This window comes from Pedobacter sp. JCM 36344 (genome assembly GCF_046546555.1).
Taxonomy (GTDB): domain Bacteria; phylum Bacteroidota; class Bacteroidia; order Sphingobacteriales; family Sphingobacteriaceae; genus Pedobacter.
On the sequence record NZ_JBKHKK010000007.1, the window covers coordinates 22,674 to 34,592 of the forward strand.

11 protein-coding genes are annotated in these 11,919 nt (G+C 39.4%); 1 reads left to right on the forward strand and 10 read right to left on the reverse strand.

Annotated features, from left to right (window positions below; translation table 11 throughout):
• Positions 1 to 12 precede the first annotated feature (12 nt).
• The 7 genes from ACHFIZ_RS08255 to kbl form a co-directional block, all read right to left on the reverse strand.
• Complete coding sequence (locus ACHFIZ_RS08255) at positions 13 to 420, reverse strand: hypothetical protein (RefSeq protein WP_410884718.1); 408 nt, start codon at positions 418 to 420, stop codon at positions 13 to 15.
• 16 nt (positions 421 to 436) lie between these two features.
• A complete protein-coding gene (rlmD, locus tag ACHFIZ_RS08260) occupies positions 437 to 1,876 on the reverse strand; it encodes a 23S rRNA (uracil(1939)-C(5))-methyltransferase RlmD (protein ID WP_410884720.1) in 1,440 nt (479 codons plus the stop codon).
• 63 nt (positions 1,877 to 1,939) lie between these two features.
• Entirely contained in the window at positions 1,940 to 2,074 is a 135-nt protein-coding gene (locus tag ACHFIZ_RS08265) for a phenylalanyl-tRNA synthetase subunit alpha (protein WP_410884722.1), read from the reverse strand.
• 77 nt (positions 2,075 to 2,151) lie between these two features.
• A complete protein-coding gene (locus ACHFIZ_RS08270) occupies positions 2,152 to 2,727 on the reverse strand; it encodes a TetR/AcrR family transcriptional regulator (protein WP_410884724.1) in 576 nt (191 codons plus the stop codon).
• 3 nt (positions 2,728 to 2,730) lie between these two features.
• A complete protein-coding gene (locus ACHFIZ_RS08275) occupies positions 2,731 to 3,141 on the reverse strand; it encodes a hypothetical protein (RefSeq protein ID WP_410884726.1) in 411 nt (136 codons plus the stop codon).
• The gene (gene pheS / locus ACHFIZ_RS08280) at positions 3,141 to 4,178 is read right to left on the reverse strand and encodes a phenylalanine--tRNA ligase subunit alpha (protein WP_410884728.1); all 1,038 of its coding nucleotides are present in this window, start codon (positions 4,176 to 4,178) and stop codon (positions 3,141 to 3,143) included. Before pheS ends, ACHFIZ_RS08275 begins: the two co-directional genes overlap by 1 nt.
• Before the next feature lie 15 nt (positions 4,179 to 4,193).
• The gene (gene kbl, locus ACHFIZ_RS08285; RefSeq protein ID WP_410884730.1) at positions 4,194 to 5,384 is read right to left on the reverse strand and encodes a glycine C-acetyltransferase; all 1,191 of its coding nucleotides are present in this window, start codon (positions 5,382 to 5,384) and stop codon (positions 4,194 to 4,196) included.
• A gap of 139 nt (positions 5,385 to 5,523) precedes the next feature.
• On the opposite strand from kbl, the gene ACHFIZ_RS08290 reads away from it, so the two are divergent.
• Positions 5,524 to 7,971: a DUF5686 and carboxypeptidase regulatory-like domain-containing protein gene (locus tag ACHFIZ_RS08290; RefSeq protein ID WP_410884732.1), complete on the forward strand. Its 2,448-nt coding sequence runs from the start codon at positions 5,524 to 5,526 to the stop codon at positions 7,969 to 7,971.
• Between the two features lie 39 nt (positions 7,972 to 8,010).
• Here the strand turns inward: ACHFIZ_RS08290 and ACHFIZ_RS08295 are convergent, their stop codons facing one another.
• From ACHFIZ_RS08295 to ACHFIZ_RS08305, 3 genes are read right to left on the reverse strand one after another with little or no spacing between them, the layout of a single operon-like run.
• The gene (locus ACHFIZ_RS08295) at positions 8,011 to 9,204 is read right to left on the reverse strand and encodes an aminopeptidase C (RefSeq protein WP_410884734.1); all 1,194 of its coding nucleotides are present in this window, start codon (positions 9,202 to 9,204) and stop codon (positions 8,011 to 8,013) included.
• 18 nt (positions 9,205 to 9,222) lie between these two features.
• Positions 9,223 to 11,394 (reverse strand): hypothetical protein, encoded by a 2,172-nt coding sequence (locus tag ACHFIZ_RS08300; protein WP_410884736.1) that lies wholly within the window; start codon positions 11,392 to 11,394, stop codon positions 9,223 to 9,225.
• A 21-nt stretch (positions 11,395 to 11,415) separates the two neighbouring features.
• A complete protein-coding gene (locus tag ACHFIZ_RS08305; protein WP_188415679.1) occupies positions 11,416 to 11,640 on the reverse strand; it encodes a CDGSH iron-sulfur domain-containing protein in 225 nt (74 codons plus the stop codon).
• Positions 11,641 to 11,919: the final 279 nt, after the last annotated feature.

Below are 11,919 nucleotides of genomic sequence, written 5' to 3' on the forward strand. Positions count from 1 at the left end.
TTTTTAGTACCTTTATCTATTTCCTTTCTTATAAGGATAAAATACAAAATTGGCCCCCTCAGGTGTCACTACAAACAAACACATGTACTCTTCAGGCTTTTTGTAATTCTTAAGGAACAATGCCTTTTTTTCGGGAGTAATAATTCCCTTTTCCACAAACTCTTCGACTGTACTGGCCTGAATAGTCCAGTCAGTGTTTAACTCTGTCCTGTCCAAGATTATTTCACCAATATTTACTACGTGTTGATGGGCAAGAAAAATGGGATTAGTAGATAATCCTTCCATCATAATCTCCCCCGAGATTTCGCGAATTGACTCGGCATATAGTTCCAGGTCTTTCTCTAAACTGATAAGTGGACTTTTGGTTGTCTCCGTTTTATCTTGTTCCGGTTCCTGCGGCAATAATTCTTCTATATCCATAAGGTATGTTGGCTAACTATTTCTTCAATCTTAACAATACTACATTCTCCACATGCTGCGTATGTGGAAACATGTCAACAGGCTTGATGCGTTCAACTTGATACTTTACATTTAGCAAAGCTAAATCTCTGGCCTGAGTGGCTGCATTGCAGCTCACATATACAATCTTTTCTGCCTCTATCTCGAGTAAACGTTCCACTACATCAGCATGCATACCTGCTCTTGGTGGATCAGTAATCACCACATCCGGTTTCCCATGTTCCTCTATAAACTCCACAGTCAAAATATCTTTCATATCTCCCGCATAGAAAATGGTATTGTGGATATCATTTATACCCGAGTTAAACTTGGCGTCTTGGATCGCAGTCGGCACATATTCAATACCGACAACTTGCTTTACGCTCCTTGCCACAAAGTTGGCAATAGTTCCTGCTCCTGTGTAAAGGTCATAAACCAGTTCGTCCCCTTTAAAATCAGCAAATTCTTTGGTAATCTTATACAATTCATAGGCCTGGTCAGAGTTTGTCTGGTAGAAAGACTTCGCGCCAATTTTAAATTTTAAACCTTCCATATCTTCAAAAATGTGATCTCTCCCAGAATAGGTGATCACTTCCTGATCAAAGATGGTATCGTTTTTCTTTTGATTCTCAATGTATTGTAACGAAGTTATTTCTGGAAAATTTAACTTTATGAATTCCATCAAACCATTGATGACCTCTTCCTCTGCATAGGCAAAAACAACAACAATCATCACTTCACCTGTGGAAGAGGTTCTGATGATTAGGTTTCTTAAATTTCCTTCATGGTTACGCAAATCATAAAATGTTAACCCGTTATTTAAGGCGTAAGTGCGAACGCTATTTCTTATCGAGTTTGAGGGCTCAGCTTGTAAATAACAATGTTGAATGTCGAGAATCTTATCAAAGCGTAGAGGTACATGGAAGCCTAAAGCATTCATCTCCAGCTTCTCATCCGGTCCTTCCAGATCTTCTGATCGCTCAGCCATATCCTGCCTATCTAACCATCGTTTATTGGAGAAGGTATATTCAAGTTTATTACGGTAATATTTATTTTCTGCTGATCCAAGAATAGGTTCCATCCCTGATGTGTCGATTTTGCCCAATCGCTTTAAAGCAGCCTCTACATTTTTATTCTTGAAGGTAAGTTGTGCTTCGTAGCTCATGTGTTGCCATTTGCAACCTCCACAGACGCCAAAATGCTGACAAAATGGATCCGTTCTTAGTTCAGACCTTGTGATCAGACCTTCAATAACAGCTTCCGCGAAATTTTTCTTCTTCTTTACTATGCGCACATCAACTACATCTCCAGGAACAGCTTTGTCGACGAATACAACCAGCTCATCGGCTTTACCAACTCCTTTTCCTTCTTCCGCGATATCTATAATACTTAAATTAGGCAGAATCGTGACTACACCGGATTTTCTATTTCTACTCATTATCCGACAAATTTACAGGTTTTTTTTTGTCGGGTATCTTACTCCTGAATTTTTCAGCAGTTTCTAAGCCTTTTCGCCATTTATGAACGCCATAACCAAGATGCTAAGCAACAAGTCAAGGCCACCTTCAACGTGACGAAAACTCATATCGAAGTTCTCCTGTACAGAAACTGAAATTTCTAATGTTTCTTTACTCATAGTTTTATTATGCCTAATAAATCAAATATGAGCATTTTTATACCGAAAACCAAAACGGTATATAGGAATTAACAAATTTATAATGCAGCCTTAACCAGAAACGGTAAGAGTTCCTTTTGAAAGCTCACAAAGTTTTTGCGAACGTCAGAATCACTTACCGAGGTGAAGGCGAAAGAGAAGCAAATACTTTTACTCGCTTTTAGTAGAAATGCAAGACCCTCCTTACGGGAAGGATTATTTTTGAAGTGATCAAGTTCCAGATAAGCTGAAAGTAAAAGAGATTCGAGTTGATCTGATAGGTGCTTCAGAAACTCTTGTGAGTTGGCATTTTCGCGTACAAAGTCCCAGCCGATAAACTCGTTGCAAACCGTATAGGTAAGCCTGCAGGTTTTCATAATCAAGGCTTTCAAATGCTCTTCTTCGTCTGCAAACTGCGCTTTATTTTTTAAGATCTCATGAAGGTTAAGATCGAGGTAGTTCATAAGAATAGCATCCAGAATCTGCTCTTTACTTTCGAAATACTTATATATCGTAGCTTTAGCGATTCTGGCTTTCTTGGCAATCTCATTTACGCTGGTTTTGTGGTAACCATACTTCCTGAAAAGGTCCTTTGCCGCTCTAATTATACTTTCTTTAATCTTTTCTGGTTCCATTAATTAGTTGCTGACATTTATAACTTGCCCACCACGAAATGACGTAGTATACATTTTTAAGCTTCTCACTGCTGGAGCCTTTTGAGGGGTACCGTCTGTAAGTAAATATTTTGCTCCAGTGCATTGATCAGTAGCAGTGATACCATTGTCATCTGGCTCAACTGCACAAGCGCTCTGAGGATTAACTGAACTACACCTATCAAAAGCAACATAACCTGAACCAGCTGCCACAATCATAAGGCCTTTAACACCATGACCCGGGACTAACAAGACTCTATTAACCGCCTTTATATTAAATTCTTGTACTGTAACACTATACTGAACAAAAACGTTGGGTATATTTTCTGATTCCTTACCACATCCTACGAACATGACCAGGAACATTGAAGCCAGCCGAACCAAACCTCTACTCATTAGAACAGAGCACTTTTATATTGCTTTAAAAATCTGGTATCGTTCTCAGAAAACAATCTTAAATCCTTTATCTCAAACTTAAGGTTAGCGATTCTCTCAATACCCATTCCAAACGCAAAACCACTGTATTTTTTACTATCTATGCCGCAGTTCTCCAAAACATTGGGATCTACCATGCCGCAGCCTAGAATTTCTACATAACCGCTGTACTTACACATCTGACATCCTGCACCTTTACAAATGGTACAAGAAATATCCATTTCAGCAGATGGTTCTGTAAACGGAAAATACGAGGGTCTGAAACGAACTTTTGTTCCCTCACCGTACAGCTCTTGTACAAAATAAAATAAAGTTTGCTTTAAGTCTGCAAAAGAAACATTCTCATCAACGTATAATCCTTCAACCTGGTGAAAGAAACAATGTGCCCTGGCAGAGATCGCCTCATTTCTGTAAACGCGGCCCGGCATGATCGCTCTGAATGGAGGGTTCCCACTCTCCATCATCCTTACCTGCACAGAGGATGTGTGTGTCCGCAAAGCAATGTCTCCATTTTCACCACCTTTTTTTATGAAGAAAGTGTCTTGCATATCTCTTGCAGGATGTTCTTCCGGAAAATTAAGTGCCGAGAAATTATGCCAGTCGTCTTCAATCTCAGGACCCTCCTCAACTACAAATCCAAGCTTATTAAATATTTCAATGATCTCTCTTCTAACCAAAGCTAATGGGTGACGGGAACCTATCTCAAAACCTTCACCCGATAAGGTAAGGTCCATCCCGTTGTCTTTCGCCACTTCAATAACAGCGCTCTGACCTTTAAGTTCCTGATATTTATCTTCAGCAAGTTGCTTAAACTGGTTTAAAACCTTCCCAAGAACTCTCTTCGCTTCAGGAGAAACAGATTTGAATTCTTCAAAAATATCTTTAATGATTCCCTTTGTACCAAGAAACCGGATACGGAATTGTTCTAATTCATTTGCATTTGTAGTAGAGAATGCATTAATCTCCTCTGAATATTGTGTTATTTTGCCTTGTAACATGATGCAAATATACAGCTATTTAATAACACTAAGTTCTTTACCAACTTTTGTAAAAGCAGCTATAGCTTTGTCTAAATGGTGCTGCTCATGCGCCGCAGAAAGCTGAACACGAATTCTGGCCTTGCCCTGACCAACTACAGGATAGTAGAATCCAATCACGTAGATTCCTTCTTCCAGCATTCTTGCCGCAAACTCCTGCGCCAACTTCGCGTCATACAACATCACTGGAACAATTGGATGTACACCTTCTTTAATATCGAAACCGGCTTCCGTCATTTTTTTCCGGAAATAGGAAGTATTGCTTTCCAGCTTATCTCTTAGTTCAGTAGTTTCGCTTAAAAGGTCTAGTACCGCCACAGAAGCTCCTGTGATAGCAGGTGCCAGCGTATTAGAAAACAAATAAGGTCTTGATCTCTGACGCAACATGTCAATGATTTCCTTTTTACCTGACGTAAAACCGCCGGATGCACCACCGAGCGCCTTGCCTAGGGTGCCTGTTATAATGTCAATCCGGTCTATGACATTAAAGTGCTCATGAGTGCCTCTGCCTGTTTTGCCCATAAAGCCTGTACAATGCGATTCATCGATCATCACCAAGGCTTCATATTTATCCGCAAGGTCACAAATCTTATCCAATGGAGCCACAACACCGTCCATTGAAAAAGCTCCATCAGTAACAATAATTCTGTGTCTTGAATCTTTGGCTGCAATCAATTGTTGCTCCAGATCAGCCATATCTGCATTTTTGTATCTGAAGCGTTTTGCTTTACACAGGCGGACCCCATCAATTATGGACGCATGGTTCAATTCATCAGAAATAATGGCATCCTGATCGTTAAACAAAGGTTCAAAGACACCCCCGTTAGCATCAAACGCCGCAGCGTATAGAATCGTATCCTCAGTACCAAGAAATTGTGAAAGCTTTGCCTCTAGTTCTTTGTGCACATCCTGTGTCCCGCAAATGAACCGTACAGAAGACATACCATAACCATATTTATCAATCGCCTTCTTTGCTGCATCTATAACATTAGGATGAGAAGACAGTCCAAGATAGTTATTGGCGCAAAAGTTTATTACTTCCTGTCCAGTACTGATCTTGATGACAGGACCTTGGGGTGTAACTATGATACGTTCCATTTTAAACAGACCGTCCTTTTCTATTTGCTGAAGGTCCTGTTGTAGTACAGGCAGTAAAGTTTTATACATAATGATAAATTATTGCAATCAAAGTTATGAAATATTCGTCTTTACCTGGCAACCTAATTTAATAGTGCTTAACAAACTTTAACACTAAAAATGTGTTAACTCAGTGAACAAATCCGATATTTAAAACTTAATTCTGATAATGAAGAACATATACTTTACCATTTTCCTTTTACTAAACGCGCTGGGTATTTCTGCTCAGCAATTGAAACTTAGCGGTACTGTGAAGGATACTGATGGAGAACCTGTACCGTTTGCATCGATTTACATCAAAAGCACAACCAAAGGAACTTCTGCGAATGTTGATGGAGTATATGGTCTGGCATTGGATAAGGGAACACATACTATTGTCTATCGGGCAATTGGCTACAAATCTAAAGAGCTAAACGTAACAGTAGATGCAAATCATACAGAGAATGTGGTGCTCACTGCTGAGGCATATAGTCTTACCGGAGTCATTATAGATGGTAATGCCGAAGATCCAGCTTATGAGATCATCCGACAAGCCATTAAACAGCGAAAATTCCACTTAACTGAGGTCAAAGAATTTAATACTAACGTATACATTAAGGGAGTCCAAAAGCTTGTTGGTGCCCCCAAGAAATTCTTCGGCAGAGATATTCAGAAAACGTTGGATCTCGACACCAATAGAAAAGGAATACTTTATTTGTCCGAATCTACGTCAAGCTTTGCCTTTCAACAACCTGACAAAATTCATGAGGAAATGGTATCATCAAAGGTAGCCGGCAGAAATAATGCTTTTAGCTTTAATAAGGCCTCAGATCTGATGGTGAACTTCTACCAAAATATTCTTTTGGAAAATAAATTGAGCTCGAGGGGCTTTGTATCGCCTATTGCTGATAACGCTATGAGTTTTTATCGGTATAAGTTGCTGGGAGTAACTAGCGATGCTGGTGCTACCATCAATAAAATTCAGGTGATTCCACGCAGAGAACATGACCCAGTATTTAGAGGGGTGATTTACATAAAGGATGAAAGCTGGCATGTCGTTGACGCCGATGTTTACCTTTCGAAAAACTCTGGTGTCAACTTGATCGATACTTTAAAAATATCTCAGCAGTTTCTTAAAGTAGAAAACACATATATGCCTTCCAACATCAATTTCCAGTTCAATGGAAATGTTTTAGGTTTCAAGTTTGAAGGCTATTATGTTGGTGTCTACAGCAATTACAATATTCATCCAGAATTCCCCAAGGGATATTTTACAGGGGAGATACTTAAAATCACCAAAGCAGTTACCAAAAAGGATTCTTTGTTCTGGCTTAACAACAGACCAATTCCACTAACAGCTGAAGAAAGCAGGGATTATGTTCGCAAAGACAGCGCAGCTGCATTAAAAACGTCCAAGAAATACCTTGATTCAATTGAACGAGTAAACAATAAGTTCGGCATCGCTAAGCTTTTAGTTTCTGGTTATACGATTAACAATCGCTTCGAGAAAAAGTCCTTAAGCTTTGACCCTATATTGAAAGCTCTTATCTATAATACCGTTGAAGGTTTCGCAATAAATTATGGTGTCACATTCCTGAAAAATCTTGAAGACAGAAAATATTACAGCATAAGGCCAGAAGCGAGGTATGGCTTTGCCAGTAAAGAATTTACGGCTAACCTAACAGCCAACTATTATTACGATCCAGTTAAACGTGCCAATATCAGCGTAAGTGGAGGATCAGGCATCTACGACCTGAATCCCTTAGGCACAATGACGCTGTTAGCAAACTCCGTAAACTCCTTATTATTTGAAACAAATTTCATCAAATTCTACAAGAAAGAGTTTGTAAATATCGGAACTACAAGAGAGCTTTTAAATGGTTTACAAGTAAGCATTGTAGCGGACCTTTCAAGAAATTCTACATTAGTGAACAACACCTCCTTCAAAATAAGAAATGTCAAGGACAAAGAATTTACCTCGAACAATCCTTTCAGTCCTGATGTAGAAACACCACTCTTTCCAAACTATACAGCACTAACTTTGAGTGGTGCCCTCACTTATACTTTTAACCAACAATATATAACACGCCCGGACGGTAAGTTTTATCAGGAATCTAAATACCCTACGCTGATGTTAAACTATCGAAAGGGTATTAATGGCATCCTAAACAGCTCTGTGGACTATGACATAGTTAACTTCTCCATACTACAAGATAGGATCAGCGCAGGTCTATTGGGTTATTTCTCCTTTATAGTTGGGGCGGGCAAGTTCTTTAACAATGACAACGTGTATTATCCCGACTTCAAGCACTTCCGTGGCAACAGTGCCTTGTTTGTGAAACCAGAATTGAGAAGGTTTTTATTCCTTGACTTCTACCAATTCAGCACTAAGAAGCAATACATTGAGGCACATATTGAGCATAACTTTTCGGGCCTCTTCAGCAGCAAAATTCCATTAGTACGTAAGATCAAATTTGAAGAAATCGTGGGTGCTAGCTACCTAACTCAACCGGATAAAAAGGATTATAAAGAATTTTATTTTGGACTACAACGCCTGATTTTTAGAGCTACATATGGATTTGCTTATGATGGAAACAAACGTGTGGAACATGGATTTAAGTTATCCTACGGATTTTAGGCTATTAAGAGGCCATTTTAATGCCCCTTTGCTCCACCACTATAAAGCTAATTTTTTTCTAAGCTCCGGTGGAATCCCATTCTTGTTGAGTAGAAAAGCCGTCGTCTTATATTTCACGAAGTTCTTGGTTACATAAAGATATCCATTGTAATCATTTGACGTACCCCATGAGTTTTTCACTATATAATATTCTTTCCCGTTTTGGTCTTTAGCGATCCCTGTAATCTGCATACCATGATCGTCAGTGGTCTGATAGCTATCAAATGAAGCCTGACGCATTTCAACTGTAATTTGTCTCTCCGGTTTAGGCCCGTTGAACATGTTTCTTTTTTCATCTGCCGTCATGTCCTGTACATCTTTTGTAGGGACATAAGCAATGCCATTTTTCCAGCTGAACCCTTTCTCGCTAACATCAGTAGCCCAGGCAATAGTGAATCCACCCTTCAAAGCATTATCAATAATATTGGTAATGTCATCCATTTGAACATTATAAACCTGATCATAAGACCAATTATCAGGAACCATAAGTACCGCTTTTTTGTAGTACGGCGATGTGTTAAACGAAGATAGCTCCACATAGTCTTCCGGGTTTATCCCTACAACTTCCGAGGCGAATGTTTTAGGTGTATAGGTTTTTCCTTCATAACTGAAACTTTCCGGTACTGCACCCATACAAGAATCAATTGCTCTGATATATTGCGCTTTCCAATTTGGATTAAATTTACCTTCAGGAGAATTAACTGCCTTTTCCAGGATCACTTTTGTGACCGCGTTCATCCTGTCAGATGTTCTTCCGGTTCCGTAGCCATTACCTAGGTAAGCCCCCTGAGGCATGGCACCATATTTAGCAAACATGTTGATCACATCATGGCAAGCTCCTCCATCTCCCAAGGTTAGTGCGCCATGCATCCTTACATAATTGATACCCTTTTCGATATAAGTGTTTCTAGCAGTGTATAAATCTGCGATATCTACCGGCTTCTTCCCTATTCTGATCATTTCAGACTCTAAAAAAGAGTTCGTGCTGTAACTCCAGCAGGTACCAGAAGATTTCTGATCCTTAATAGATGTAGCTTCGGCATTTATTATTGGAGTAAATTTAAAAGAGCCTGCGCTATTCTCACTTTCATTATGTTTAAGGGAGTAGATTAGATTGTCTTGCGAATAGCCTGAAGCCAACCCAAGAAATAAGCCTGCTCCCAGTAATAAAGATTTAATCGAATTGTAAGTCATCTGTGGATATGTTAGTTGTTACCAGAAAATGATGATTTTCACACCTTCCGGGTTATTCGAAAAGCCAAGATATACTGTTTTAGAACGCTCGTCCCACATTGCTTTAAGTTCTTTAATCTCGCCGGATTCGGCATTAGTAGCGAGCACTTTTTTGAATGCTTTTGGCAAAAGTACCCTCATGCTATTGAGGGTATTAATCGGACTTTTGGCTATAAAACTATAACTGTTGCTTGTGGCTTCCTCATTATAAACTCTCGCAGCAGTTGCAAGCACTTGCGGTTTGGCTCTGTTATTAACTCTTGATAAGTTATATAGGTAAGCTTGCGCTCCCGACACTACAGTCTTGCCATTTAATATCGGAAGCTGAGGATCAAACAAATCGATTACAAGATCTTTTACAACGACCGGCTCGGCATTTACACTTTCATCCATTACCGCAACGATGTCATAAGGACCACGATGTACAACTAGGTTGTTTTTAAAATTTAATAATCCAGCTTTGGCATCTCTTTCATAAGCAAGCTTAATGGTAGAAAGCAATACGTCGGCACCTGAAGTTTCCATTACAAACTCCTTAGGATTCTTTCTAAGCACATGCACAGCTCCTTTCCCAACTACAAAATCTTGATTACTACTGAGTGAAGGCTTGATCCCCAAAGTGTAAAAGAGGTGTTCTGCAGGAGATTTAAATGCATTTCCTGAGGAATTCCACCACTCCAAGACAGTTTGATAAGGGTCATTGTCTCTTCCGCAATAAATAAGCACTCCTCCATTCCGAACCCAATTTGAGATGTACGTATGCACCTCTGCTGAATTCGGTTTCATATTTGAATAGCTTACCAGCAATACTTTAATATCCTTTAGAGATGCCGCATAGGAAAGATTTTCCATATGAACAGTCTGCACTGGAATACCGTGCTTCAAGAGTGGAATTGTTTGCCCGTAGAAATTGGAAAAGTAGGGGTCTTCATAACCGTCATGAGATGGATAGCTCTGAAACATCAACGAGTTGCCCATCAGAACGCCGATGCTATTTACGCCGGAAACTTTATTGTCGGATACTTGAATGCTGTTTAGTGAATTAACCATCACCTGCATTTGAGTAGAATAGTATTGAGGAATCAATACTTGCTCAGTGCTATTAGCCACCTTATATGGACGGGTATATATTCTTTCGGGCCATGGCATAACTTCATAATCTGCTACCATAGGGTACATGAGTTTTGCTACGAAAGTAGCTTCATAATTACGCTTATAATCGGCCCAGTCATGCTCGCGATCTTCAATGGGGTCTGTTAGAAAGAACAATTTTCTTTTCGTTGGAGCTGTCATCGACACCATGGAACCATATTCCAGAAATGCATTTTCGAATACGCGTTCCTTTGATAAACCGTTGTAAAAAACAGGTTCCCTTGCGGTACCCGTCCAAACTTGTGCAATGTACCCATCTATGCCGGGAAGTGACGCGAGGCTAGCCTCAGGACTAACAATTTTCCAGGAAGCATAGTTAACAAGGGAATGAGTCGCAATATATACTCGGATGTTTAGGCCTTTACTCTTACCATACGTCTTTGCATAGCCAGAAACTTCTTTGATCGCATCAAAGTAGAGTTGATATTTAAGCTTATTTGAGAGGTAGGTGTTCTCTGCTGATAAATGTTGAGCTCTCCAGGGAAATCCATAATAGCGTTGCCATTCTTCCTTAAAAGGTTGCTCATATCCAGCTCTTGCCCAGAATTCTGGCTCTTCTAAAAATACATTTGTGATTCCCGCATCAATCACCTTTTTTACTACTGCCGTTTTCATATATTCTATGAACGATTTTACAGGCACAATGTAAGGAACCACTCCTTTATTATGCCAGATGGTGTCCCCATTCATCTGAACTTGGCCAATACCCATATGATTTTGCCCATCCCACTTTCCGAGAAAATAATCTCCGTAATCACCCCAAGCGATTCCGGTCATAAAATCTGTTTGATAACCGCGGTCTCGCCAAGATTTTACTCTTTCTTGGAATGTCATATTTTTACGGTCATTTGCCCCGTAGATAATCGCTATATCCGATCTGACATCAATTTCTGGTCTCCATGGACTTCCTGTCTGAAAAGCTGTTTTTTCCGGATTATTCTGAGCAGAAACTAATTGAACCAAAACACTTAATGCAAAGCATGCGAATAATTTTCTCATGGTCCAATTTAGGAATTTTTCCTAAACTTTTTTCGGAGGTAGATCAAAAGCTATTGCTTCATGCTCAAAATGGCCATTATGTGCGCCATCACAGAAAGGTTTGTTTTTTGAAAGACCACAACGACAAATTGAGAGAACAGTTCTTCCTTGTAATCCATATTCATTTCCACTTCTGTCCACTATTTCAAAATCGCCTTCAATTTTAACCGATCCGTTGTTGTTTATTGTAAGTTTTGTCTTTGACATGTATTTATGATTTAATACAAACTTACAGCAATGGCTTAAGAACTGAGTAATGAGTTGTTTATTTAGATACATTCTGTGCAGTATAATCTTAAGTATCATCAGTTTAAACAATAAAAAGGGATGTCGCATCCACGAAACATCCCCTTTCTAACCAAATATAAACCCGTATGAACCGGTTTTCTCTTAATTTCCTTAGTCGGTAAAAACACACATAAATCGCCTTAGGTAAAGCACAAATTCTCATAATTTAATCACAAATACCTATCCTGCATCTTTGTT